The sequence below is a fragment of the Nocardia sp. CA-129566 genome, assembly GCF_050956075.1.
Taxonomy (GTDB): Bacteria; Actinomycetota; Actinomycetes; order Mycobacteriales; family Mycobacteriaceae; genus Nocardia.
Genome location: NZ_CP192085.1, coordinates 7,949,262 through 7,974,951, shown reverse-complemented (window position 1 = coordinate 7,974,951; position 25,690 = coordinate 7,949,262). Strand labels below are relative to the sequence as shown.

Below are 25,690 nucleotides of genomic sequence, written 5' to 3'. Positions count from 1 at the left end.
CCGTCCGACCCGACGGCCGATTACTTTTCGGATCCCTGTGGCGCGGCGGCCGACTGCTTCGTTGCGCTCAACCACCCACTCGAGCATCGCTCGATTCTGGCCGAGCCCCTGCTGCGCGACCTGTTCGACACGCACGTGGAGTCGGCATGGCCCGTACGACAACCGAAGTCTGCTGTTCAGGACGTCTCGCGGTCGCCGGTGGAGCGTCGCATCGCTTCGGAAATCCGTGCAGCCGACTCCGAAATCTGACCGCGCGGAGACCGACGACGGCGTGCCGAAGTCCGAGCGCAGCCGCCGCGATTTCCCCCCACCGTCCGATCTCGCGGCAGCGCTCAACAGGCTGAAGGTTCTGCAGTCGGGTGAGGTGACCGCCGGCCGCCGGCCGCGCGTTGTCGGAGGCACCTGATTGGATGGGGTGATGCTGCACGGTCTGTGGTCGCCGGGATCGGGGTTGCTGCTGTGGCAGGAGGCCCCGGTTGTCGCGCTGCCCGATCCGCTGGGTGCGGTGCTGGTGGCGTCGAAGTTCCGGCATCGGGCGCAGGTGCTGGTCAACGGGGTGGATGCGGAGACCGAGCAGGTTCGGGCGCATGCGATGGTGCCCGCTGCGGCCGCGGTGGCCTTGCGCCAGCGGCTGCCCGTCGAGGCGGTTTCGGGGGATCTGCGGTTTCTCGCGCATGTGGCGCACGGGGTCGAGCGGTGGGTGCGGGCCGGGCGGGTGACACCGGAGCTGCGCCGGGATGACGGGCAGTGGTGGGTGCGATGGCGATTGGTCGGCGGGGAGCGGCAGCGCGCGTGGCTAGCGGAGTTGGCGGTGGCGATGCCGCCCGCACTGCGCGTCGCGGGCAAGCCCGCAATGCTGCTCGAGGATATGGTCACCGAGCTCGCCGATCCGATCGCCAGGGAGCTGATGGATCCGCCGCCGTCGGCGCATCCGCTGGTGGCCGCGCTGATCGATGATGTCGCCCTCGATGGCGGCAGTCATCAACTCGCCGAGGTACTGGAACGCTGGCGGGCGAGTCTGACCGGGGATGAGCCGGAGTTGGTGCTGCGGTTGCTGGAGCCGGAGGGCGATATCGCCTTCGGCGAGGCCGATGTCGATGCTGATGCCGATGATTCGGTGGCGCTGTGGCGACTACAGGTCTGTTTGCGCACCGATGGACAAGCGCCGGATCCGGTTCCGCTGCTGGGTGATCCGGTGCTGGTACGGACGGCGATCGAGAAGCTGGGGGAGGCGACGCGGGCCTATCCGCGACTGCGTGACCTGCCGAACGATCCGCAATCGATGGATCTGCTGCTGCCGACCGAGGTGGTCGCGGATCTGGTCGAGCACGGTGCACACGCGTTGCAGGCCGCCGGTGTCCGGCTACTGCTGCCGCGGGCCTGGAATATCTCCGCGCCGACCATGCGGCTGCGGGTGGACAGCGCCGTCCCCGCCGCGGAGAGCACCGTCGGTATGCGCGGACTCGTCTCCTACCGTTGGGAACTCGCGCTCGGCGATACCGTGCTGACCAAGGCCGAAATGGTCCGGCTGATCCGCTCGAAATCGGATCTGGTGCAGTTGCGCGGCGAATGGGTGCAGGCCGACCACAAGATGCTGGCCGCGGCCGCCCGCTATGTCGCAGCCCATCTCGACGACTCCGAAATCACCTTCGCGGATCTGGTCGGCGAACTCGTCACCGGTCATGTCGAGAAGGTCCCGATCACCGAGGTCACCGCGACCGGCTGGGCCGCGGACCTCTTGGACCGGACCCGCGAACCCGAACCGGTCACTCCGCCGGTCGGCCTCAAAGCGCAACTGCGGCCGTACCAGGAACGCGGCCTCGCCTGGCTCGCCACCATGAGCCGCTATGGCGTGGGCGCAATCTTGGCCGACGATATGGGGCTGGGGAAGACGGTGCAGGTGCTCGCCCTGCTGGTGCACGAACGCGAGACCAGCCGCTCGCGGACCGAAGACGCCGCCCGCACCGGCCAAGAGGTAGGCACCGCGCTACCGGTCGCGGCCAACGAATCTGAGGATTCCGCGCAATACGTTGCGGCGGAAGTCATTTCGCTCAGTGCGGCGCGGCGCGGCGGAGCCGAACGGATCGAGGGCCGCATCCGACCAGACGATGGTGCACCGGGGCCGACACTGCTGGTGTGCCCGATGTCGGTGGTGGGCAACTGGCAGCGCGAAGCCGAGCGGTTCGCGCCGGACCTGCGTGTACTGGTGCATCACGGCGCGGGGCGGCGGGTCGGCGACGAACTCGACGAAGCCGTCGCCGATGCGGATCTGGTGATCACCACCTATTCGCTCCTGGCAAGGGACGCGGTCGAATTGGCCCGCCAGCAGTGGGACCGCGTGGTGCTGGACGAGGCACAGCACATCAAGAATGCCGGGACCAGGCAGGCGAAGGCCGCCCGCGCGCTGCCCGCGCGACATCGGTTGGCGCTCACCGGAACTCCGGTGGAGAACCGGTTGGAGGAGTTGCGCTCGATTCTGGATTTCACGATGCCGAAGGTGCTCGGCAGCGCACAGACCTTCCGTGCCCGCTTCGCCGTGCCGATCGAGCGCGATCGGGACGAGAACGCGATCAGCAGGCTGCGCACCCTGACCCAGCCGTTCGTGCTGCGCCGGGTCAAGACCGATCCCACCGTCATCAGCGATCTGCCGGAGAAGCTGGAGATGACGGTGCGCGCCAACCTGACCGTGGAGCAGGCGGCGCTGTACCAGGCGGTGGTCGACGACATGATGGCCAAACTGAAGGATGCGAAGGGTATGGCGCGCAAGGGTGCCGTGCTCGGCGCGCTGACTCGGCTCAAGCAGGTCTGCAACCATCCCGCGCACTTCCTCGGTGACGGTTCGGGCGTACTGCACCGGGGACGCCACCGCTCCGGCAAGCTCGCACTGGTCGAGGATGTTCTCGATGCGGTGCTCGCGGACGGCGAGAAGGCATTGCTGTTCACCCAGTTCCGGGAATTCGGTGATCTCATCGCCCCGTATCTCATCGAGCGCTTCGGCACCGCGATTCCCTTCCTGCACGGCGGGGTGCCCAAGAAGCAGCGCGACACCATGGTCGAGCGATTCCAGGAGCCGGGCGGTCCGCCGCTGATGCTGCTATCGCTCAAGGCCGGTGGCACCGGACTGAATCTCACCGCCGCCAATCATGTTGTGCACCTGGATCGCTGGTGGAATCCGGCGGTCGAGAACCAGGCCACCGACCGGGCCTTCCGGATCGGTCAGCAGCGCAATGTGCAGGTGCGCAAGCTGATCTGCGTCGACACCATCGAGGAGAAGATCGACGAGATGATCAGCGGCAAACGTCAACTCGCCGATCTGGCCATCGGCGCCGGGGAGAACTGGATCACCGAATTGAGTACCGACGAACTGCACCAGCTGTTCGCCCTCGGCGCCGAGGCGGTCGGCGATTGAGCCCCTTCGAGGATTACCGCAAGTACGGCAAGCGCCGTCCGGTCAAGGGCAAGGTCGAAGCGCGCAGCCGCCGTGGCGGATTCGGGCGCACCTGGTGGGGCAAGGCGCTGATCGAGGCGGTCGAGGCGATGGCCGAACCCGGTCGCCTGGCCCGCGGCCGCACCTACGCCAGGGCCGGGCAGGTGGTGAGCTACCGGATCGAACCGGGCGCGGTCACCGCGGAAGTGCAGGGAAGTCAGCCGCGCCCGTTCACCGCGGTCTTCGCCATTCGGCCGCTGCGCGATGCGGAACTGGAACTGCTCATCGAGACCATTCGGACCGCGCCCGGCGTGCTCGCCGAAATCGCCTCCGGCGCTTTGCCGATAAGCCTGGGCGAACATCTGCTCCCGACGACGGCCGCGGACCTCGACTTCTCGTGCACCTGCCCGGACCCCGGCTGGCCGTGTAAGCATGTGGCGGCGGTCTGCTATCTGCTCGCCGAACGTCTCGACGAGCGTCCCCGCGAAATCCTCACCCTGCGCGGCCTCGACCTGGATACGCTCATTATCGGCATCGAACGCGATACCCGCCCGGCGGTATCCGACGATCCCTACGGCGATCGGACGCACTTGCCCGACCTGCCGAACGTCGAATTCCGTCCCGCCATCGACGATCTGGATCCGATACTGCTGCGCCGGGCGCTACGGATGATCGCCGAGGACGAGCCGATGGCCGCGGCCGGGCTGCGTGATCTGCGCGCGCTCTATGACGCGCTGGAGCGCTGATCGCGGTTCAGCGCCGTTCGACGGGCCCGGCAACCAGTACGGCCGCGAAACACAGTGTCGCGAGGCCGGATACCGCGATCGCCGGTTCGGGAAAGTAGAGCGCCGCAATCCAGCACAGGCCGCCAGCTCGTTGAGCACCTCTTCGCCAGCGGAGTCATCACCATTGAAGGTGTGCACGACGAGCAGGTGTGCTGCTCCGATCAGCCCGACGAGTGCGGCACCCGTGATCTGAACGGGTGCGGCCCAGCGGGCGGATGTGCTGGCGCTCGGTGCGGGCGATGTGGTCATCGCGGTCATCGCGACCTCCGTAAATGCGGACGATTATGGCGCGCCCCAAGAACAGAACAAAAATTATGTTATAGGCTGTCGAGCGTGGCGGGCAAGACTTCATGGCTGGAATCAGGGCTGGTGATCCTCGGCACAGCCGGGCCGACCGGGCTCACGATCGACAAACTGGTCGCGGCGACCGGACTCAGCACCGGTTCGTTCTACCACCACTTTTCGGGTATGTCCGGCTACAAATCCGCGCTGCTCGGCCACTTCGAGGAGCAGCACACCACGCGATATCTGCGCGAGATCGAGGCGGCCGACCTCGATCCGCGCGGCCGACTCGAACTGCTCATCGATCTGGTGCTCGAGGATGACGAGCCCGCCAGCATCGAGGTGGCCGTGCGCGCTTGGGCGCTGGACGATCCGATCGCCGCCGCGGCGAAGGAACGCGTGGACAGCACCCGGCTCGGTGTCCTGCGCACCCTGCTCATGGACTGCGGATACGCCGAGGACGCGGCCGAGGAGACGGCGCAGATCCTCTACCTGCTCGTACTCGGCGCGGGCAATGTACTGCCGACCGTGCCACCCGAACGGTTGCGCATCCTCTGCCGCCGGGTCCTGTCATGACCATCGATGATCTCGGCGCGGACGTCGCGCTCGGCCGTCCGGTTCGACGGGTGGTGTCGCTGGTTCCGTCCTTGACCGAAGCCATCGCGGTGAGCCGTCCCGAAATCCTTGTCGCGGCAACGGTTTGGTGTACGCATCCCGACGATCTGGACGTGGACCGGGTGCGCGGCACCAAGAACCCGAATGTGCGCCGAATCATCGAACTCGCGCCGGATCTGGTGGTGTGCAATCAGGAAGAGAACCGGCGCATTGACGTCGAGCGCCTGCGCGATGCGGATATACCGGTGTGGGTCACCAAAATCGAGACGTTGGCGGAAGGCTTCGCCTCGCTGCGCCGACTATTCACCGAGGCATTGGGCGGCCAGGTGCCGGATTGGCTTGTCGAAGCCGAATCATCCTGGGCCACACCACCTCCCGAACCGGGGCGCAATACGGTGATCCCGATCTGGCGCAATCCCTGGATGGTGGTCGGTCATGACACCTTCACCGGCGACCTGGCCGCGCGCCTCGGACTCCGCCTCGTGCACGCCGACCGCCCCGGGCGCTACCCGCACGTCGCCGAGGACGAGTTGACCCGCGACGTCGAACTCGTCCTTCTACCGGATGAGCCCTACGCATTCACCAGATCGGATGGCCCCGAAGCCTTCCCGGGCCTTCCGGTCGCCCTGGTCGAAGGCCGCAGCCTCACCTGGTACGGACCGTCACTCGCCACGGCCCGGGACACATTGACCCGCCAGATCGGCGAGGCCTTCGTCACCTGAGGATGGTCAGTCGAGTTCGTAGTCGAACCAGATGTGGTGCACGCCATCGCTGTCGACAGTGAGACCGCCGGTGCCGGAGATGCCGGTGAGCTCGCCGGTGCCGCTGGTCGGGACAATCGTGAAGAATTCGGCGGTGCGATCGGAGCCGTGGGTGGTTGCCGAATGCGCGAAGTTGAATCTGCCCGCGCGATCGTGCAGCGCGCCCTCGAACGACTCCATGGCGACATAGGTCCCGGTACCCGTCGCCTGGTCGAAGGCGGCGGTGAACAGGGTCGCCGAGCGTCCGGTGATCTCACCGGCGTATTCCTTCGAGATGGTAGCGATGCCGACCGGCAGGGCGGTGGTGATGGCCGGATCCGGCACGACGTCTGTGGGGACGAAGGAGGCGACGGCGAAGGTGCCGGTTGCTTTCATGCGGCAGATGGTAACGATCGGCACCGACAAGTTCGGCTCGCGCTATGCCGCCCTGGTGAAGCGGTAATCGGCCAGGTCGAAGTGCCCGCTGCGCCAAGCGGCTTCGACTGTCGTGGTCGGACGCAGCGGCACATCGCCGTGTTTGTCGAAGTAATAGCTGTTGGCCGATGCGCAGCTGTCCTGCCAGAAGACCTGTCCGCCGCGCCGGGCCAGCATCTCCTGGAAGAACCGGTCATTGGCCTCGCGGGTGACCTCGATTCGGGTGGCATTGTCCGCCCGCGCATGCCGCAGGCAGCGCATGATGTGGCGGGTCTGGTTCTCGATCAGGGCGAAATAGGACGACCCGTTGTAGCCGTAGGGGCCGATGATCGAGAAGAAGTTCGGGAAGCCCGGCACGCTCACGCCCTCATACGCCTGTAAACGGTTGTCGTCCCACCACTTTTCGAGATCGAGGCCGTCGACGCCGCGCAGATCGTAGGTCGGCATATTGCCGGACTCCATCACCTTGAAGCCGGTCGCCAGAATCAGCACATCGGCCGGGTGCTCGGTGCCGGTGGCGGTGCGCACGCCGGTCGGTGTGATCGCGGCGATCGGGTCGGTCTCCAGCGTGACATTCGAACGATTGAAGGTGGCCAGGTAGTCATTGGAGAAGCTGGGCCGCTTACATCCCAATCCATAACGTGGTGTGAGCTTTTCGCGGATCGCCGGGTCATCGACCTGGTTGTGCAGATGGGCCAGCCCCGCGCGCTCGGCGATCCGCGCCATCGGCACCGTGCCGTAGTAGTGCGCCGAGATCGGGAAGGTGAATTCGACGTAGGTCTGGCTGAGCAGTCGGGTCAGTGTCCGGCCGCCCGGCATTCGCAGCGCCCACCGGACCGGCCGCGGCAATGCCATATCCGGGCGGGGCAGGCACCAGATCGGCGTGCGCTGGAATACCGTCAAATGCGCTACCCGGGGCGCGATTTCGGGAATAACCTGCACCGCCGATGCCCCGGTGCCAATGATCGCGACGCGCTTGCCGCGCAGATCTTGTTCGTGATCCCAGCGCGAGGTGTGCATGGTGACACCGGCGAAGTCGGCGACGCCCGGGATCTCCGGCAGCTTGGGCCGGGTGAGCACACCGGTCGCGCTGATCAGAAACCGCGCGGTCAGCTCCGCGCCCGCGCCGGTGCGCAACCGCCACAGCTGCCCGTCCTCGTCGAACGCCGCTTCGGTAATGCTGGTGCCGAACCGGATTCGGGAACGCAACTCGTATTTGTCCACGCACGATTCGGCGTAAGCCTTCAGCTCGTGTCCGGGTGCGTACACCCGCGACCAACTGGCCCGCTGATCGAAGGAGAACTGATAGCTGAATGACGGAATATCCACCGCCACACCGGGATAGGTATTCCAATGCCAGGTGCCGCCCGCGCCATCGGCCTCGTCGACGATGCGGAAGTCCTCGAATCCGGCCTCCCGCAACTTGATCGCCGCTCCTATCCCGGAGAATCCGGCCCCGACGATGATCACCTCGTGATCGATACCGTTGCGCCCGCCCGTCGCCCGATCATCACCCCGCATCGAATCGCTCCGCGCCGCCGCATTCATGGGAACTCCTTTGTTCGGCCGAGGTACGCCGAATCCGCAATCGCCCGGCATCGGCAACCCCGGCGGATCCGATCGGTATCGCCCCGACCAAACTGTCCGCAGCTGCCATCAATTAGGCGCTCGACGCGGTAGCTTGTCAACGAACCGAGTTCCGGATCAGCTCGGTCAGTTGTGTGAAACCTTTGCCATCGGCGTATCAGGATTCGATTCGGTAGGTTCGCTGGGCGTTGGTGCGCAAGATCTGTTCGAGTTCGGTCCGGCCGCCACCATGCTCGGTGATCGCGGTGCTGATGATCTCGACGCTGTCGGGGATGGTCGTTATCGGTTTGTCCACGGGGAAATTGGATCCCCAGATCAGGCGATCGGGTCCGAATACGTCATAGGCGTGCTCGAAGAGCGGGCGAATCCGGTCCAGTAGCACGGGAACGGGGGTCGAGGTGCCGCGTCGTGGCACCGGGTGGCCGAGCACGGGCATCATGAGGCCGCTGACTTTGGCCACCACATTGGCATTTTCGGCGAGCGCGGTGAGGTCGTCACGCCAGCGGATGAACAATTCGCGGCGCTGGCTCGGATTGGCGCCGGTGTGTTTGCCGATCGGACCGAAGATGCCCGCCGGGGTAGCGAGATGGTCGAGCACGATCGGCACCTCGGGATAGCGCTGGGCCAATGCGGTCAGATCCGGTAGTGCGTGCGAATACAGCCAGGCTTCGAAGGTGAGCCCGCGCTCGGCCAGCAGTGCGAATCCGTTCAGGAATGCCTTTGTGGTGAGCGCGCTTTCGATCTTCGTATACGGCCGCACGCCCGAATCGGGGTGATGCGCCACATGCGCGCGAATGCCGCGCAGCAGCGGTGCTGCGGCGGCGTGCGCATCGAGGAGTTCGGCGAAATCCGGTGCCGCGGGATCTGCGGCGCCGATGATCGCGCCGAGGCCGGGATTGTCGCCGCCGAATGGCAGCCGGGCCACCCACGCCGTCTCCTCGGACCTATCCGGCCCGGTCCAGGCGACCTCGATGTGCACGATCGCCTCGACCGGCAGGTCAGCGGCATCCGCGCGATAGTTCGCCGGCAGGTATTCCTGCGCATAAGCCGAAGGATCCCCGACGAATTCGCGATCCTTACGCGGTGCCAGCCATTTGGCCACATCGATCGGCAGCGGCACCGCCCGGAACATCTTCGCGACCGGGCTGAATTCACGGGGCGTGGTGAATGGGTCCCATTGATGAATATGCGCGTCGATTATCCGGATGTCCGATAGCGCCATGTCCGCCGTCCCCAATCGTGTCGAAGCCCTGACGTCGCGATTGTCACATGTGCGTATTCGGTCGCGTTCGCAATCAGCGGGACCCGTACGCGGACAGGAAGGTCCGCACCGCCGCGTCGGCGATATCGCGCTGTTCGGCCGCGCTCACCTCGCGGGTGCCGAGCCGGGACCGGGCCTCCAGCGGCGCGGTGAGCAGTGCGAGCAGCTGTTCGGCGGCCTGCGCCGGATCGTTGGTCCGCAGACGACCGGAAAGGGCGAGTCGAGCGAGCCGATCGGCCAGCGCTTCGGCAATGCGTCGCGAGGTGCGCTCCAGCACGGTGTCGGCCAGGTCGGGGAAGGCCGCGAGCTGCGCGTAGGTCAGCGCGCGCAGCGAACGGGCGCGGTCGCTCGAGCACTCGGCGAGCAGCGCTCGCGCCGTCTCGGTGAGGGTGGCGGTGAGGTCGTCGCCGGGTGCGCGGAGTCGGTCGATGATCGCCAGGGTCTCGGCGGATACGGCATCGGCGGCGGCGAGTACGGCCTGCCGGAACAGGGTCTGCTTGTCATTGAGGTGGTTGTAGACCGTCGGCTTGGCGACACCTGCCTCGTCCGCGATCTCCTGCACACACGCCTTGTCGTAGCCGCGCCGCGCGAAGACGGTGAATGCGACGTCCAGGATCGCCTGCCGCTTATCGATGCGGCCGCGCGCCGCCGTCGTTCCCGTCACTCCTGCATGTTAGCGCCTGCGCGGCCTTGAATGAACTTGCGGGTTCACTCTTGTGCATTGACCGGTCAGTTATCTAGATTGAACTCGCTAGTTCAAACAAGGAGGCATCCATGATCGTTCATCTGCTGCGCTTCGGTTTCCGTGCCGAGACCACCGAGGAACAGAAGGCCGAGGTGCTGGCACTCATGCAGCGCACGGCATCGGTCGAATCGGTCTCATTCGCTACCGTCGGCCAGAATCTGGGCGACTCCAGCGACGAGGAGTTGACCCACGCCTACTGCGTCGGCATCGAAGACTTGTCCGCCCTGGAGCGCTATCTGCACGATCCGGTGCACCTGGCCGGTGATCCGCAGATCATCCCGCACTTCCAGAAGCTCGCCATCGGACCCGACGTCTCGGATGACCCGGATCCCGAACTGCGCCAGAAGATCATGGCGCTGAACGAGGCGAAGTTGGCGAAGTACCCGCAGTGGGCGCGTCAGATGGATTCGATTCCGGAGGTGCGAATCTTCTGATCACCCAACCTATTTCACACGTTGCGGCGGTATTGGCCGCCGACGGTGAAGAAGGTGTCGGTGATCTGCTGCAGGGTGCAGACTCGGGCGGCGTCCATCAGGACCTCGAAGATGTTGTCGTCGGTGCGGGCCACCGCGTCCAGGCGGGCGAGGGCGGCGTGTGCGGCGTCGCGATGGGTGTTCTGGAATTCGCGCACACGCTCGAGCTGTGACTGCTTCTCCGCTTCGGTGCCGCGCGCCAATTCGATGACCCGATGTGGTTCCCCGTGCGGGTTGCGGAAGGTGTTGACGCCGATGATCGGCAGTGAGCCATCGTGTTTGCGGTGCTCGTACCGCATGGATTCATCCTGGATCTTGCCGCGCTGGTAGCCGGTCTCCATGGCGCCGAGGACTCCGCCGCGCTCGCTGATGCGATCGAATTCGGCGAGTACGGCCTCCTCGACGAGATCGGTCAGTTCATCGAAGAGAAAGCTGCCCTGGAGCGGGTTTTCGTTCATCGCGATGCCCCACTCGCGGTTGATGATGAGCTGAATGGCCAGCGCACGGCGCACCGATTCCGCGGTGGGCGTGGTCACCGCCTCGTCATAGGCATTGGTGTGCAGGCTGTTGCAGTTGTCGTAGATGGCGATGAGCGCCTGCAAGGTGGTGCGAATGTCGTTGAAGCTCATCTCCTGTGCGTGCAGTGAGCGGCCCGAGGTCTGGACGTGGTACTTCAACTTCTGCGAACGTTCGTTGGCGCCGTAGCGATCTCGCATGGCAATGGCCCAGATCCGCCGGGCGACCCGGCCGATGACCGAATACTCCGGATCCATGCCATTGGAGAAGAAGAACGACAGGTTCGGTGCGAAGTCGTCGATCTGCATCCCGCGCGCGAGATATGCCTCGACATAGGTGAATCCATTGGCCAGCGTGAAGGCCAGCTGACTGATCGGATTCGCACCGGCCTCGGCGATGTGATAGCCGGAGATCGAGACCGAGTAGAAATTGCGAACGCTGTTGCGCACGAACCATTCCTGGATATCGGCCATCATGCGCAGGCTGAATTCGGTGGAGAAGATGCAGGTGTTCTGTCCCTGGTCCTCTTTGAGGATGTCGGCCTGTACGGTGCCGCGCACCGTCGCCAGGGTCCGCGCGGTGATGTCTTTGGCCTCCTCGGCGGTGGGCTCGCGGCCCTCGGCCGTCGAAAAGCGTTCCAGCGCTTGGTCGATGGCGGTATTGAGGAAGTAGGCCAGGATGGTCGGGGCCGGGCCGTTGATCGTCATCGAGACCGAGGTGGTCGGCGCGGTCAGATCGAAGCCGTCGTAGAGCGCCTTCATATCGTCGAGGGAGGCGATGGAAACACCCGAGGTGCCCACCTTGCCGTAGATATCCGGACGTTCGGCGGGGTCGTGACCGTAGAGCGTCACCGAATCGAAGGCCGTGGAAAGCCTGGTCGCCTCGGCATGTTCGCTGAGCACCTTGAACCGCCGATTGGTGCGGAACGGATCGCCCTCGCCCGCGAACATCCGCGCGGGATCCTCGTTATCGCGCTTGAACGCGAACACGCCCGCGGTGAACGGGAAGCGGCCGGGCAGATTTTCCGAACGCAGGAACCGCAGCAGTTCACCGTGGTCGGTGAATCGGGGCAGCGCGACGCGCGGAACGGAATTGCCGGACAATGTCTCCCGCCGCAGCGGGGTATGGATCTCGCGATCGCGGACCCGCACCACCTGCTCCTCGCCCCGATAGGACTCGGCGAGTGCGGGCCAGTCCGTGAGCAGTGCGGCATTGTCGGCATGCAGTGCGGCGCGCGCCTTTTCGGCCAGCTCGGCCACCGCGGTCGCCTCGGGCAGTTCGGCCGCCACTTGGTCGAGGCGCTGCAAGCGTTGTGCCGCGACGATTTGTTCGGCGGTCACGGCGTGGTAGTCACGCACCGTTTCGGCGATCTCGGCGAGATAGCGCACCCGGGCGGGCGGAATGATCTGCGCGAATCTGGTGGAGGCGCGAGTATTCACCTTCGGAAGTACGCCCGGCTCCATGGGCAGACCGCGCGCGGCGAGCAATCCGGTGAGGTGTTGGTAGAGCGCGGTCACCCCGTCATCGTTGAAGGTGGCCGCGCTGGTGCCGAATACCGGCATAGCCTCGGGAGACTTCGCGAACTCCTCGCGATTGCGTACCAGCTGGCGCGATACGTCCCGCAGTGCGTCCTCGGCGCCGCGGCGCTCGAACTTATTGATCGCCACCACATCCGCGAAATCCAGCATATCGATCTTCTCCAGCTGGGAGGCCGCGCCGAATTCCGCTGTCATCACATACATCGCCACATCGACGTGGTCGGTGATCGCGGCGTCGCCCTGGCCGATGCCCGGGGTTTCCAGGATCACCAGGTCGTATCCCGCTGCCTTGCATGCGGTCACGATGGCATCGATATTCTGCGGCAATTCGTGGCCACCGCGAGTGGCCAGCGAACGGAAGAAAATGTGCTCGCCGTCGAGGGCGTTCATCCGGATGCGGTCGCCGAGCAGCGCGCCGCCGCCGCGCCGCCGGGTCGGATCCACCGCGAGAATCGCGACCCGCAGTTTGTCCTGCTGATCCGAACGCAGACGCCGCACCAATTCGTCGGTGAGCGAGGACTTTCCGGAGCCGCCCGTGCCGGTGATACCGAGGACCGGCACGGTGCGCGCGGCGGCGGCCGTGGCCAGGGCCTGCCGATCGGATTCCGGCAGCGTGTCCTGCTGCAGGCAGGTGATCGCACGGGCGAGTGCGGCCCGCTCACCGGCGAGCACCGCGTCCAGCACCGGTGGCTCGGTGGCGAGATCGATATCGCAGGCACGAATGAGCTGATTGATCATGCCGGGCAGGCCGAGTCGCTGGCCGTCCTCGGGGGAGAAGATGGTGACACCGGATTCGGCGAGTCGCGCGATCTCCTCGGCGACGATCACCCCGCCGCCGCCACCGAAGATCCGAACATGTTCGGCTCCTGCCTTTTTCAGCGCATCGGCGAGATATTCGAAGTATTCGACGTGTCCGCCCTGATACGAACTCACCGCGACGCCTTGGACATCCTCGGTGAGCACCGCGTCGACGACCTCGCTGACCGCGCGATTGTGCCCTAGGTGAATGACCTCGGCACCCTGCGCCTGCAGAATCCGCCGCATGATGTTGATCGCGGCATCATGCCCGTCGAATAGCGCGGCCGAGGTCACGAATCGGACGGGATGGGTGGGCGTGTGGAGCGCGGTGCTATCGGCCACGGGGTCCTCCGGGGGAGATCCTGTATGGCGCCCGATACTAGGACGTCAAACTAATCTTACGGTGATGGCGGTCACAGCGCTAGGTAAACGCGCCCTGGCGACCACTGGTGGGTTTCTCGAAAAGAGGAAGCCGTCGGTGGCCGCATGGCTGTCGAATAATTCGGTTCACCGTGACCGCAACTCGCGACATTCGCCTGGACTCGAGTTCCGATGGACAGTGGCGGCATGGGCTGCGCTCTTCGCGGGCTCCTCGGTTCGGACGAATTCGCAAGGTGGTGCAATCGGGATGAGTGCAGACGCGTCGCGCGAGGCTCCGAAGTCCGGTGCGGTCCGACGGTGGATCACCGAGTGCGTCGATCGGATCGCATGGTGGTGTGAAATCGGCTCCGGAGCGTGGACCGCGGTGGAGGCACCAGCGGTCGCCACCGGTATGCGCGATGCCGTCGCGGTCGCGGCGATCACCGAATTCGGCTCGCCGACCGGGTGAAGGCATCGAAGAGCCGCTGACCACGGCGGACCGGTTCATCTCGAGGATTTTGCGCCCGCGCTCGGGCATCAATGCGCTCATGACGGGTCTGCGCAGCACCGCCCACACCGGGAGGTCGTACCGGGGTCGTAGTTCGCTCGGCGGTTGCCGTGGGATCGATCACACTCCGTCCGCGCCTCTATTTTTACTTGGACATCCAACTATAGGATCCCCGTAGATCGCGCGATGCGCGACGTCGACTACGAGAACAGGACTGGCATGGTTCGCGAACTGACTCATTACATCGGCGGACAGCATGTCGCCGGGGGCTCGGGCAACTTCGGCGATGTCTTCGATCCGAATACCGGCGAGGTGCAGGCGCGAGTGCCGCTGGCGTCCAGGGCCGAGGTCGATGCCGTCATCGCGAATGCCGCCGAGGCGCAGCAGGTGTGGGCCGCGTTCAATCCGCAGAAGCGGGCGCGGGTGCTGATGAAATTCCTGACGCTGGTGCAGGACGAGATGGATTCCCTTGCGGCCCTGCTGTCTTCCGAGCACGGCAAGACCATTGCCGATGCCAAGGGCGATATCCAGCGCGGCATCGAGGTCATCGAATTCGCGGCGGGTATCCCGCATCTGCTCAAGGGCGAGTACACCGAGAGCGCGGGCACCGGGATCGATGTCTACTCCATGCGTCAGCCGCTCGGCGTGGTCGCGGGGATCACCCCGTTCAACTTCCCGGCCATGATCCCGCTGTGGAAGGCCGGCCCGGCGCTGGCATGTGGAAATGCCTTCGTGCTCAAGCCATCCGAGCGCGACCCCTCGGTGCCGCTGCGACTGGCCGAGCTGTTCCTCGAGGCCGGTCTGCCCGCGGGTGTGTTCAACGTGGTCAACGGCGATAAGGAAGCGGTCGACGCGATCCTGCACTCGCCGACCGTCAAGGCCGTCGGCTTTGTCGGCTCCACCCCGATCGCGCAGTACATCTACGAGACCGCCACCGCGAACGGCAAGCGCGCGCAATGCTTCGGCGGCGCCAAGAACCACGCGATCGTCATGCCCGATGCCGACCTCGACGATGTCGCCGACCAGTTGATCGGCGCGGGTTACGGCTCGGCGGGCGAGCGCTGTATGGCCATCTCGGTCGCCGTCCCGGTCGGCCAGGAGACCGCGGATCGCCTGCGCGAGAAGCTGATCGAGCGGATCGCCAAGCTGAATGTCGGACGCTCCGACGACGCGGGCGCCGACTTCGGCCCGCTGGTCACCAAGGACGCGCTCGGCCGGGTCGAAAACTACATCCAGATCGGCATCGACGAGGGCGCCGAACTGGTGATCGACGGCCGTGGCCTGGCGGTGGACGGCGGCGAGGGCGGTTACTTCACGGGCGCGACGCTTTTCGACCAGGTCACCCGGGAAATGCGGATCTACAGGGAAGAGATCTTCGGTCCGGTGCTCTCGATCGTGCGCGCCGAGGACTACGACGAAGCACTCGCCCTGCCCAACGAGCACGAGTACGGCAATGGTGTCGCGATCTTCACCCGCGACGGTGACACCGCACGCGATTTCGCCGCCCGCGTGCAGGTCGGCATGGTCGGCATCAATGTGCCGATTCCGGTGCCGATCGCGTACCACACCTTCGGTGGCTGGAAGCGCTCCGGTTTCGGCGATCTGAACCAGCACGGCCCGGATTCGATTCGCTTCTACACCAAGACCAAGACGGTCACCCAGCGCTGGCCCTCCGGTCTGAAGGACAGCAACCACTTCGTCATTCCGACGATGGACTGACCGAGCGATCCGACGGGAGGTTGACGATCGTGTTCGCACTCGACGACGACGAGCGCGCCATCACCGCGATGGCGCGCGACTTCGCCGACGAATACCTCGCCCCGAACGCCCTGGAATGGGATGAGCAGAAGCACTTTCCGGTGGATGTGCTGCGCAAGGCGGGCTCGCTCGGCATCGGTGGCATCTACATCGGCGAGGATGTCGGTGGCTCCGGACTGCGCCGGCTCGACGCCGTGCGCATCTTCGAGCAGCTGGCCACCGGCTGCCCGGCCATCGCGGCGTATATCTCCATCCACAACATGGTTTCGTGGATGATCGACAGCTACGGCAATGCGGAGCAGCGCAACCACTGGCTGCCCCGACTGACCTCGATGGAATGGCTCGGCAGCTACGCACTCACCGAGCCGGGTGTCGGATCGGATGCGGCGGCCCTGAGTACCAAGGCCGTTCGCGATGGTGACGACTATTTGCTCACCGGGGTGAAGCAATTCATCTCCGGCGCGGGCAGTACCGACGTGTACGTCATCATGGCGCGTACCGGCGACGCTGGTGCACGCGGGATTTCGGCGTTCATCGTTCCGGCCGATACCCCGGGAATTTCCTTCGGCGCCAATGAGAAGAAGATGGGCTGGAATGCACAGCCCACCCGTCAGGTGATTCTGGACAACGCCAGAGTGCCCGCCGCCAATATGCTCGGCAGCGAGGGCAATGGCTTCCGTATCGCCATGAACGGACTCAATGGCGGCAGGCTCAATATCGCCGCCTGCTCGCTCGGCGGCGGCCGGTCGGCGCTGGACAAGTCGGTGGCATACCTGGCCGAGCGCAGGGCATTCGGCAACCGACTGCTGGACAATCCGGCACTGCAATTCCAGCTCGCGGATATGCGCACCTCGCTGGAAGCCGCACGGACTCTGCTATGGCGAGCCGCGGCCGCGTTGGATGCGGATGCCGATGACAAGGTCGAATTGTGCGCCATGGCAAAACGATTCGCGACCGACGCCGGATTCGAGGTCGCGAACAAGGCGCTGCAATTGCACGGCGGGTACGGCTACCTGGCCGAATACGGCGTGGAGAAGATCGTCCGCGATCTGCGGGTGCACCAGATTCTGGAGGGCACCAATGAAATCATGCGGGTGGTCGTCGCCCGCTCGGTGGTAGGAGCAGCATGAACGAGTCCGAAGTCATTATCGACAAGCGTGACGGGCTCGGTCTGATCACGCTGAACCGGCCCAAGGCCATCAATGCGCTGAATCATCCGATGGCCCTCGCCATTACCGCGGCATTGCAGGCCTGGGTGGATGATGACGAGGTGCAGACCGTGGTCGTCACCGGTGCCGGGGAGCGCGGGCTGTGCGCGGGCGGCGATATCGTCGCCATTCACAATGACGCGAAAAGCGGTGCCACCACGGCCGATTCGGCTACCGGTGTCTTCTGGCGCGACGAGTATGTGCTCAATGCGTTGATCGGCCGCTATCCGAAGCCGTATGTCGTGATCATGGACGGCATTGTGATGGGTGGCGGCGTCGGACTTTCCGGCCACGGCAGCCACCGCATCGTCACCGAACGCTCCAAGATCGGCATGCCCGAGGTAGGTATCGGCTTCGTCCCCGATGTCGGCGGCACCTACCTGCTCGCCCGCACCCCCGGTGAAATCGGCACGCACGTCGCACTGACCACCGCGCGGATGAGTGCCGGTGACGCCATTGCCGCGGGCTTCGCCGACTACTACGTGGCCTCGGAAGACATTCCGGCATTGCTGGAAACGCTGCGGACCGAGACCGCGGAGATCGCCATCGCCAAATTCGCCACGGACGCACCGGAATCCGGACTCCTGGCCCAGCAGGACTGGATCGACGCCTGCTACAGCGCGAATACCGTCGAGGAGATCGTCGATCGGTTGCGGTCACACGAATCGCCGGAGGCCGCCAAGGCGGCCACCGAACTGCTCGCCAAATCGCCCGTGGCGCTGAAGGTGACGCTGCGTTCGCTGCGCGCGGCCCGCGCCGCGACAAGCCTCGAGGCGGTGCTGAACGAGGAGTACCGGGTGTCGATCGCCGCGCTGTCCTCGCATGATCTGGTCGAAGGCATTCGCGCGCAGGTGATCGACAAGGACCGCAATCCGCAGTGGTCGCCCGCGGCGCTCGCCGATGTCACCGCCGCGCAGGTCGACGCGTACTTCGTCGCATTGGGCGACAGGGAACTGGGTTTGCCGCAGCGCAGCGCGCGCGGCGACCGGACAACACCGGAGGAAAACAAGTGACGAAGAAGATCGGTTTCCTCGGTCTCGGCCATATGGGCGGGCCGATGGCCGCGAACCTGGTCAAGGCCGGCTATGACGTACTCGCCTTCGACCCGGTTCCCGCCGCACAGGAGCAGGCGCGCAAAGACGGTGCCACCGTGGTGGATTCGGCCGCCGCGGCCGCCGCTGGCCGCGATGTCGTGATCACCATGCTGCCCAACGGCAAACTGGTGCTCGACGTCTACGCCGACCTGCTGCCCGCCGCCGCTGCCGGCACCCTGTTCATCGACTGCTCCACCATCGATGTCGCCGACGCCAAGGCGGCGGCCGTCCTCGCCGGCAATGCGGGTCATCGCGCACTGGACGCGCCGGTCTCCGGTGGTGTCGCGGGTGCCGCCGCCGGCACGCTGACCTTCATGGTCGGCGGCGGCGAGGCCGACTTCGCCGATGCGCTCGACGTGCTCCAGGTGATGGGCGGCAAGGTCGTGCACTGCGGCGGCTCCGGCGTCGGCCAGGCCGCCAAGATCTGCAACAACATGCTGCTCGGCATCTCGATGATCGGCCTGTCCGAGGCCCTGGTCCTCGGCGAGAAGCTGGGCCTGAGCCACCGGTCCTTCTTCGATGTGGTCTCCACCGCCTCCGGCCAGAGCTGGGCGCTGACCAATTACTGTCCGGTCCCCGGTCCGGTGCCGACCAGCCCGGCCAATAACGACTACCAGCCCGGATTCGCCACCGCGCTGATGACCAAGGACCTGGGTCTGGCCGCGAACGCCTTGCGCGATAACGACGTCGACGGTCAACTCGGACTGCTCGCCGCCGAGATCTACGCCCGTTTCAACCAGGCGCAGGCAGGAAGGGACTTCTCCGCTATCGTCACCGATATCCGCAACCGTTCCGACCAAGAGGGTGCCTAAAGATGGATGTATCGCGAAGCGATTCCGTGGGGGATGGCGGCCGGGCGACGAGTGGGCGTGAATTCGAGACGATTCTGCTGGAGCGCAAGGGGCGGGTCGGCTGGATCACGCTGAACCGCCCGAAGGCGCTGAACGCGCTGAACGCGCAGGTCCTCGACGATGTCATTGCCGCGCTCGACGAACTCGAGCACGATGACGCGATCGGCGCCATCGTCATCACCGGTTCGGAGCGGGCCTTCGCGGCCGGCGCCGATATCAAGGAGATGCAGCCCAAGTCGTACATGGACATGTTCATGAACGACTACTTCGCTCGCTGGGACCGGCTGGCGCAGTTCCGCAAGCCGACCATTGCCGCTGTCGCCGGATACGCCCTCGGCGGCGGCTGCGAGCTGGCCATGATCTGTGACATCCTGCTCGCCGCCGATAACGCGAAATTCGGTCAGCCGGAGATCAAACTCGGCGTCATTCCCGGCATCGGCGGCTCGCAGCGCCTGACCCGCGCGATCGGCAAGGCCAAGGCCATGGATCTGGTGCTCACCGGCCGCAATATGGACGCCGAAGAAGCCGAGCGCGCCGGACTCGTCTCCCGCATCGTCCCCGCCGCCGAACTGCTCGACACCGCACTCGAGGTCGCCGAGACCATCGCATCGATGTCGCTCCCGGTCACCATGATCGCGAAGGAAGCGGTGAACCGCTCCTTCGAAACCACGCTGTCGGAGGGCCTGCGCTTCGAACGCCGGGTCTTCCACTCGCTGTTCGCGATCGAGGATCAGAAGGAAGGCATGACCGCCTTCGTCGAGAAGCGTCCGGCGAAGTTCACCAACCGCTGACACCCTGCCGCACTGAGGTATTCGAACAAGAACTGTGCCCGGCCGAGTGAATCTCGGCCGGGCACAGGTGTATTCGATCAGCGGCGGCCACGCTGCCGGAACGATTGCGACAGATCCGCGGTGGCGAACGCGAGCGGCACGTTGCCGTCAACGCTGTACCGGTACAGCGCGGTCTGGTAGATACCCGACAGCGCGGATACGACGACCGCGGTCACGATCAGCCACGCGATGCCGAGCCCGACCACCGCGAATCCGGCTGCGATATCGGTGCCGAGCATCAAGAATCCGACGAACATCACCAGAACCCCCGGCAGCGCGAACAGCAGACCGACCAATCCCAGCCCGGCATTGCCGACCAGATTCTCGCCCCAGGTCCGCTTCAACGTCGCCGACGAATCCTTCACCGCGGCAATAACATTGCGATCCTCCAGCACGATCTTGGGCAACACCAGGAAGGTGACCACCTGCCACGCCGTCCCCGCGATAGCGGCCAGAATCACCCCGAGAAACGGCACCCGATCCTGTAACCATCGCAATGCCTGTGACACCGTCGCCGAAATCGCCGCCCACACCAGAATCTGCGGCGACCGCGCCCCCGCCGCCCGCAGCCCCTCGGCCACACTGGGATCCCCGCCCTGCAGTGCGACATTCGCCTGCGAGATCAACGCCGCGTTGAAGAAGATCGTGACGAATGCCGAGGCCAAATACATCAGCCCGAATACCACATAGGTAGTCGTCGACGACCTGTCCCAGTTATCGCTGGCAATGAGCGGTACCACGAATGTGGCGGCCACGATAATGCTCGCCACCGCCGACAGCGCCGGAAAAACCGCCAATTCCTTACGCGCCTTCAGTACCGCGGCCGACGCCTTGAACATCTGCCACGAGGTTGCGAACGCCATTCCTACCTCCAGGATCATTGACCGAATGCGTCCACAATTGATCAGCCACCCAAAGAACGCCTTGCCGAGTCCTTAAAGCCCACCGATCTGGTCTCGCATACCCTGTCGCGACCTCGCACACGGTGCACGTTATGCGCCATACCCGCCGGATATGCGCCGCGCGGGGTCCCTGCTGCGGGTCAGTGAGACGGCGCGTGGGCCACGGTTGCCGCGATTTCAGAACTGCGGCCGGAGTTCGGACTTCTGCCGGGGAATTTAGGGAACGCCGGTCGTGCGGCGCTCTCAGTTGAGGGGCTTCGCTGGGATGCCGGCGATTTCGACGGGGGTTGGGGCGTTGCCGCCTTCCGGGGGCTGGGCTGCGGTGTGGTCGACGGCGAGGAGGCCGACGATCGTTGCGCTCAATGCGATCGTAACCGCAGCGGCGGCAATGAGTTTGCGGCGGCCGACGGTGGTCGGCAGCAGGGAATCCGACAGCGCTCCGCTGCGCAGTCGCGCCATTCGCACGTCGCCGGTGGGGCGTTCGGCGGCGAGCAGGACGGCACCGCGGGCCGAGACGTACTCCGGCTCGGAGTCGTAAATGACCGGGAGTTCGATCATTTCGGCCAGTTCCGCGCGGATGCTGGGGTTGCGGGTGCAGCCGCCGAGTAGGACGAGCGCCGCCGGCTGGACTCCGGTTTCTTCGATCAACTGGCGGACGAACGAGGCCGAATGGTGGATACCGGCGGCGCACAATTCGGCGAGGTCGCTGCGGGTGACCACGGCGCGGTCGCCGGAACTGGTGTCCATGGCGGTGATCACGCGGGCGCTGCTGAGTTCCTCCCGGTGCCTGCGGCTGGTCAGCTTATCGGTGAGCACCCCGCCGCGGGCGAGTTGCCAGCGCAGCAGTGCGTCGTAGCCGTCGCCGCCGAGCACCGTACTGTGCTTGCTGGACAAGATGGTGTCGGTCCGGCAGTCGGCGTGGGTGATGGTCAGGCCGGAGCTGCCCAGGTCGTAGAGGATGACCGAACCGCTGGTGGGCAGGCGGCCGGTGAAACGCAGATACCGCAGCTGGGCCAGCGGTTCGTCGACGATGGTCAACCGGGTGCGGCCCGCGGTGGTTCGGATGGCGTCGGCGTGCAGTGGGCAGCGACAGGTTACGGCGGTTCCGGTGATCAGTTCGTCGCGCCGGTCGGCGGCCGCGCGCATCTGCCGAATCGCCTCGAAGACCGGTTCCTCGACCCCACCACCCGCCCGACGCGACACCTGGCATCGATCAATCGGGGGGAGGTGCGGCTGATCGGAATGTGTCAGCATCGCGCGAGCACCTCCAGCGCCCGCCGATACCCCCAAGACCAGCACCATGGTCTCCATGGTGGACCCTTTCGGGTCCGCTGCCAAGACGACGGGGCGGGGAATTCGCTAGTTGGATGCCAGACCGTTACCCCTCGGTCGTTCGGGTGGTGTATGGACCGACCGGTCTGCGCGGTTTGCTACTCCTCGTGCGTCGACCAGCGTGCCGGTTCGTCGCCGGTGTCGAAGTCGCCAGCGGCATGCCGGAATTCGGCGAGCAATTGCAGCAGCGTGTGCAGCCGATCCGGTGGGAGTCCGGGGAGTGCGAAGACCTTCGCGTTGAGTTCCTCGGTTGCCTGAGCAACCAATTCCCTTCCAGCGGCGGTGATTTCGATAAGGGTGGCACGCCGGTCGCTGGGATGGGGTACGCGCTCGACGAGTTTCGCGGCCTCCAGTCGATCGACGGTGTTCGTCACGCTGGTCGGGTGCACCTGCAGGCGCGCGCTGGCCTTCGCCATCGGCAGTGCGCCCGTCTTGCTGAAAGACAGCAACATGAGAAGTTCATATCGGGAGAAGGTCAGACCGGTCGGTTTCAGTGCCTCGTCCACTCGGGCCATCACGATTTGCTGGGCCCGCACCAGCGAGGTCACCGCCGCCATGCCGTCGGCGACATCGCCCCAGCCGTGGCCGACCCACTGGCGATGGGCCTCCTCGATCGGATCCTGCGGGAGCGGGCGTGGCCGTGACATGGCTCCGATCATTGCATGTTCTCCCACTTTCCCGGGTCTTCCGCCGATGGGCGAGTGCCGCGAAATTTGCCTTGCGGACCGGCGGTCGAATGCCCGGCCGGTGGGTCACCCATGTCCTTGCGAAATCAGTTGCTGCGATGTGTCGCGCCGGATGGTGCCGCTGTGACGGGTTTCGATCATTGTTTGCCGGTTGAGATCACGGTGATTGCAACGGTGGGCAATTCGATGGGGACGACGGCAATATTCATGGCGAGGCGGGCGTGGCTGAGTGGTTTAGGCAACGGTCTGCAAAGCCGTTTACGCGGGTTCAATTCCCGCCGCTCGCTCCAAAAAGGGTGCGCCGCCATGGGTGCCCGGCTCGGTGATACGCCACCGCCGAGCCGGGTGTCCGTGGTTCAGGCCGCCGCTTCGAAGGCCATGGCGGTGCCGAGCGCATCCAATCGCACTCGCTGACCCACGCTCGGCGCGGCGACGCTGGCACGGCGCACCAGCACCGGGTCGGTGTCCCCGTCGAGTGCGATGGTCAACATCACATCCGCCCCGCGGAACTCCACATCGCGCACCATCCCACTGCTCGGTTCGCCATCGGAAACCACATGCGCCACAAGCTGTTCCGGCCGGAGCATGATGGTCGCCCGACCGGCCGGCGCCGACTTCTGCACCGGAATCCGGCCGAGTGCGCATTTGGCGATATCGCCGTCGACCACCGCGTCGAGCAGCACGCAATCACCGAGGAACTTGGCGGTGAACAGGTCGGTGGGCGCCGCGTAGACCTCTTCCGGAGCGCCCACCTGGGTGAATACCCCCTCGCGCATGACCGCGACCTGCTCGGCGAAGCACAGCGCCTCCTCCTGATCATGGGTGACCAGAATGCTGGTCATACCCGCCGCGCGCAGCGTCTCGGCCACCGCCTGCCTGGTGGTGGCGCGCAGCCCGGCATCGAGTGCGCTGAACGGCTCGTCGAGCAGCATGACATTGGGTTTGCGGGCGAGCGCGCGGGCGAGCGCGACGCGCTGCTGCTGGCCACCGGAGAGCTGATGGGGCCGCCGGTCGGCATAGGACGGATCCAGCGAGACCATCTCCAGCAGCTCGTTCACCCGGCTCTTACCACGCCGCAGACCGCAGATTCCGCGGTGCAGGCCATAGGCGATGTTCTGGCCGACGGTCAAATGCGGGAACAGCGCGCCGTCCTGCGCGACATAGCCGACATTGCGCCGCTGCGGCGGCACCGAAAAGCGGTCGCGGGTCACGGTTTCGGTGCCGATGGCGACCGAACCCGCATCCGGGGCCTCGAATCCGGCGATCACCCGTAGCAGTGTGGTCTTACCGCAACCCGACGAGCCGACCACCGCGGTCGAACTGCCATTGGGCACGTCCAAACTGATGCCGCCCAGCACTTGATGCTGGCCGAAGGTCTTCGAAACGGCGTCCACGACAAGCCGACTCATAGTCCAGCCGCCTTCCTGGATTGGGTGAACAGCAGATACGTCACCGGAATCGCGGCGACGATCATGATGAGTGCGTAGGGTGCGGCCGCGGCGTAATCCAATTCGCCCGACAGCGACCAGAAGCGCATCGCGAGGGTGCGAGTTCCGCTGGGGGCCAAGAGCAATGTCGCTGTCAACTCGGTCGCGACGGCCACGAAGACCAGCGCGGCCGCGGCGGCCGCGGCGGGTGCGGTCAGCCGCAGCGTGACGCGAACGAAGGTGACCGGACCGGACTGTCCCAGCGAGCGCGACACCTCCTCCAGCCCGACCGGCACCTGCGCCAGTCCCGCGCGCACGCTGACCAGCGCCCGCGGCAGGAACATCAGCACATATGCCGCGACGACCATGGCCACCGTCTGATACAGCGGCGGCGCCCACCGAATGGTGACGGTCACCATGGCCAGCGCGATCACGATGCCGGGCAGCGAACTCGTAATGTAGTTGGCGCCCTCCACCGTTCGAGCGAAGGCCGAGGTAGAGCGCACCGCGATCCAGGCCACCGGAAACGCGCACACCGTGGTGATCAGCGCGGCCATCGCCGCCAGCGCGATGGTCTGCCCGAGTGCCGTGCCGAGCTCGGTGATATCCCAGACCCGCGCACCGCCGATGCGCAGCCAGCGCACGATGGTCCACAGCGGTACCCCGATCGAGCAGGCGACGACCGCGGCCAAGGCGAGCAGCACCGGAATCGTGCTCGGTCCCAACGCAACTCGGGTCGCCGCACGCGGCGCACCGCTGCCGATCCTGGCGTAGCGCGCCTTACCGCGCGCTCCCGCCTCGGCCGCGAGCAACACCAGGCAGCACAGCACCAGCACGCCGGCCAGCATGCTGCCCGCCGGACCGGCGAAGCTGGATTGATACTGCTCGAAGATCGCGGTGGTGAAGGTGTCGAAGCGGATCATCACGAATGCGCCGTATTCGGCGAGCAGATGCAGCGCGATGAGCAGCCCGCCGCCGAGGATGGCCAATCGCAACTGTGGCAAAACGATTCGGGTGAACACCGCTACCGGTCCGGAACCGAGCGCGCGTGCCGATTCCTCCACCGCCGGGTCGAGGCGGCGCAATGTGGCCGCCGCGGGCAGATACACCAGCGGGAAATACGACATCGTGGAGATCACCACGCCCGCCCACAGCCCGTGCATGGTCGGGAAGACGCTGACCCAGCCGTAGCTGTTCACGAATGCGGGCACGGCCAGCGGCGCCGCGAAGACCGGCCCCCACCATGCCGCGCCCGGCACATTCGTCCGCTCCACCACCCACGCCAGCCCGACGCCGAGCACCACGCAGATGGGCACGGTGACGAGCACGAGTGCGACCGTATTGCGCAGCAGGTCACCGACTCTCGGGCGGAAAACCAGCTGTGCGGCTTCGTGCAGGCCGGTGGAGAAGACGGTGGACACGATGTAGCCCAGCGGCACGAACGTCGCCGCCACCAGCAGCATGGCGACGATCGTGACCAGCGGCCCTGGTCTCCCGACCCGGGGTGCGGCGACAGCGGTCCGAAGGGCCAT

At 65.8% G+C, this 25,690-nt stretch carries 21 protein-coding genes and 1 tRNA gene; 12 read left to right on the top strand and 10 right to left on the bottom strand.

From position 1 onward, the window contains the following. Positions 1 to 418 precede the first annotated feature (418 nt). From ACQP0C_RS35480 to ACQP0C_RS35465, 4 genes are all read left to right on the top strand, one after another. On the top strand, positions 419 to 3,409 hold the full coding sequence (locus ACQP0C_RS35480) for a DEAD/DEAH box helicase (protein ID WP_433727224.1): 2,991 nt from the start codon (positions 419 to 421) through the stop codon (positions 3,407 to 3,409). Continuing rightward, positions 3,406 to 4,173: an SWIM zinc finger family protein gene (locus tag ACQP0C_RS35475; RefSeq protein WP_433727222.1), complete on the top strand. Its 768-nt coding sequence runs from the start codon at positions 3,406 to 3,408 to the stop codon at positions 4,171 to 4,173. Before ACQP0C_RS35480 ends, ACQP0C_RS35475 begins: the two co-directional genes overlap by 4 nt. A gap of 372 nt (positions 4,174 to 4,545) precedes the next feature. After that, positions 4,546 to 5,070: a TetR/AcrR family transcriptional regulator gene (locus ACQP0C_RS35470; RefSeq protein ID WP_433727220.1), complete on the top strand. Its 525-nt coding sequence runs from the start codon at positions 4,546 to 4,548 to the stop codon at positions 5,068 to 5,070. Continuing rightward, the gene (locus ACQP0C_RS35465) at positions 5,067 to 5,831 is read left to right on the top strand and encodes a helical backbone metal receptor (protein WP_433727218.1); all 765 of its coding nucleotides are present in this window, start codon (positions 5,067 to 5,069) and stop codon (positions 5,829 to 5,831) included. Before ACQP0C_RS35470 ends, ACQP0C_RS35465 begins: the two co-directional genes overlap by 4 nt. A gap of 6 nt (positions 5,832 to 5,837) precedes the next feature. On the opposite strand, the gene ACQP0C_RS35460 is transcribed toward ACQP0C_RS35465, so the two are convergent. The 4 genes from ACQP0C_RS35460 to ACQP0C_RS35445 form a co-directional block, all read right to left on the bottom strand. Next, on the bottom strand, positions 5,838 to 6,245 hold the full coding sequence (locus ACQP0C_RS35460) for a DUF3224 domain-containing protein (RefSeq protein WP_433727216.1): 408 nt from the start codon (positions 6,243 to 6,245) through the stop codon (positions 5,838 to 5,840). A gap of 42 nt (positions 6,246 to 6,287) precedes the next feature. Next, a complete protein-coding gene (locus ACQP0C_RS35455; RefSeq protein WP_433727214.1) occupies positions 6,288 to 7,805 on the bottom strand; it encodes a flavin-containing monooxygenase in 1,518 nt (505 codons plus the stop codon). Positions 7,806 to 8,028: 223 nt separating this feature from the next. Continuing rightward, a complete protein-coding gene (locus ACQP0C_RS35450; RefSeq protein WP_433727212.1) occupies positions 8,029 to 9,093 on the bottom strand; it encodes an amidohydrolase family protein in 1,065 nt (354 codons plus the stop codon). Between the two features lie 73 nt (positions 9,094 to 9,166). After that, the gene (locus ACQP0C_RS35445; RefSeq protein ID WP_433727210.1) at positions 9,167 to 9,796 is read right to left on the bottom strand and encodes a TetR/AcrR family transcriptional regulator; all 630 of its coding nucleotides are present in this window, start codon (positions 9,794 to 9,796) and stop codon (positions 9,167 to 9,169) included. 110 nt (positions 9,797 to 9,906) lie between these two features. On the opposite strand from ACQP0C_RS35445, the gene ACQP0C_RS35440 reads away from it, so the two are divergent. Continuing rightward, positions 9,907 to 10,311, top strand: coding sequence for a Dabb family protein (locus tag ACQP0C_RS35440; RefSeq protein ID WP_433727208.1), 405 nt, complete (start codon positions 9,907 to 9,909; stop codon positions 10,309 to 10,311). Between the two features lie 14 nt (positions 10,312 to 10,325). Here ACQP0C_RS35440 and icmF read toward each other — a convergent pair whose 3' ends face one another. Further along, positions 10,326 to 13,544 carry a fused isobutyryl-CoA mutase/GTPase IcmF gene (icmF, locus tag ACQP0C_RS35435; protein WP_433727206.1) on the bottom strand — a complete coding sequence of 1,073 codons (3,219 nt, stop codon included), beginning with the start codon at positions 13,542 to 13,544 and terminating at the stop codon, positions 10,326 to 10,328. 286 nt (positions 13,545 to 13,830) lie between these two features. Here icmF and ACQP0C_RS35430 point away from each other — a divergent pair, with 286 nt between their 5' ends. From ACQP0C_RS35430 to ACQP0C_RS35405, 6 genes are all read left to right on the top strand, one after another. Beyond that, positions 13,831 to 14,031, top strand: a complete 201-nt coding sequence (locus ACQP0C_RS35430) for a hypothetical protein (protein WP_433727204.1) — start codon at positions 13,831 to 13,833, stop codon at positions 14,029 to 14,031. A 258-nt stretch (positions 14,032 to 14,289) separates the two neighbouring features. Then, positions 14,290 to 15,789, top strand: a complete 1,500-nt coding sequence (locus ACQP0C_RS35425) for a CoA-acylating methylmalonate-semialdehyde dehydrogenase (protein WP_433734740.1) — start codon at positions 14,290 to 14,292, stop codon at positions 15,787 to 15,789. 29 nt (positions 15,790 to 15,818) lie between these two features. Beyond that, positions 15,819 to 16,958 (top strand): acyl-CoA dehydrogenase family protein, encoded by a 1,140-nt coding sequence (locus ACQP0C_RS35420; RefSeq protein WP_433727202.1) that lies wholly within the window; start codon positions 15,819 to 15,821, stop codon positions 16,956 to 16,958. Further along, complete coding sequence (locus ACQP0C_RS35415) at positions 16,955 to 18,049, top strand: enoyl-CoA hydratase/isomerase family protein (RefSeq protein ID WP_433727200.1); 1,095 nt, start codon at positions 16,955 to 16,957, stop codon at positions 18,047 to 18,049. Before ACQP0C_RS35420 ends, ACQP0C_RS35415 begins: the two co-directional genes overlap by 4 nt. Beyond that, positions 17,974 to 18,942 (top strand): 3-hydroxyisobutyrate dehydrogenase, encoded by a 969-nt coding sequence (gene mmsB, locus ACQP0C_RS35410; RefSeq protein ID WP_433734739.1) that lies wholly within the window; start codon positions 17,974 to 17,976, stop codon positions 18,940 to 18,942. The genes ACQP0C_RS35415 and mmsB overlap by 76 nt, the downstream gene beginning before the upstream one ends. 2 nt (positions 18,943 to 18,944) lie before the next feature. Continuing rightward, positions 18,945 to 19,772 carry an enoyl-CoA hydratase gene (locus ACQP0C_RS35405; protein WP_433727198.1) on the top strand — a complete coding sequence of 276 codons (828 nt, stop codon included), beginning with the start codon at positions 18,945 to 18,947 and terminating at the stop codon, positions 19,770 to 19,772. 77 nt (positions 19,773 to 19,849) lie between these two features. On the opposite strand, the gene ACQP0C_RS35400 is transcribed toward ACQP0C_RS35405, so the two are convergent. The 3 genes from ACQP0C_RS35400 to ACQP0C_RS35390 form a co-directional block, all read right to left on the bottom strand. Continuing rightward, positions 19,850 to 20,674, bottom strand: a complete 825-nt coding sequence (locus ACQP0C_RS35400; protein WP_433727196.1) for a DUF6159 family protein — start codon at positions 20,672 to 20,674, stop codon at positions 19,850 to 19,852. A 282-nt stretch (positions 20,675 to 20,956) separates the two neighbouring features. Then, complete coding sequence (locus ACQP0C_RS35395) at positions 20,957 to 21,916, bottom strand: Hsp70 family protein (RefSeq protein ID WP_433727194.1); 960 nt, start codon at positions 21,914 to 21,916, stop codon at positions 20,957 to 20,959. Between the two features lie 227 nt (positions 21,917 to 22,143). Continuing rightward, positions 22,144 to 22,692 (bottom strand): MarR family winged helix-turn-helix transcriptional regulator, encoded by a 549-nt coding sequence (locus ACQP0C_RS35390; protein WP_433727192.1) that lies wholly within the window; start codon positions 22,690 to 22,692, stop codon positions 22,144 to 22,146. A gap of 254 nt (positions 22,693 to 22,946) precedes the next feature. On the opposite strand from ACQP0C_RS35390, the gene ACQP0C_RS35385 reads away from it, so the two are divergent. Then, a tRNA-Cys gene (locus ACQP0C_RS35385) sits at positions 22,947 to 23,021 on the top strand. A gap of 66 nt (positions 23,022 to 23,087) precedes the next feature. Here the strand turns inward: ACQP0C_RS35385 and ACQP0C_RS35380 are convergent. Beyond that, positions 23,088 to 24,140 carry an ABC transporter ATP-binding protein gene (locus tag ACQP0C_RS35380; RefSeq protein WP_433727190.1) on the bottom strand — a complete coding sequence of 351 codons (1,053 nt, stop codon included), beginning with the start codon at positions 24,138 to 24,140 and terminating at the stop codon, positions 23,088 to 23,090. Beyond that, a complete protein-coding gene (locus ACQP0C_RS35375; RefSeq protein WP_433727188.1) occupies positions 24,137 to 25,690 on the bottom strand; it encodes an ABC transporter permease in 1,554 nt (517 codons plus the stop codon). Before ACQP0C_RS35375 ends, ACQP0C_RS35380 begins: the two co-directional genes overlap by 4 nt.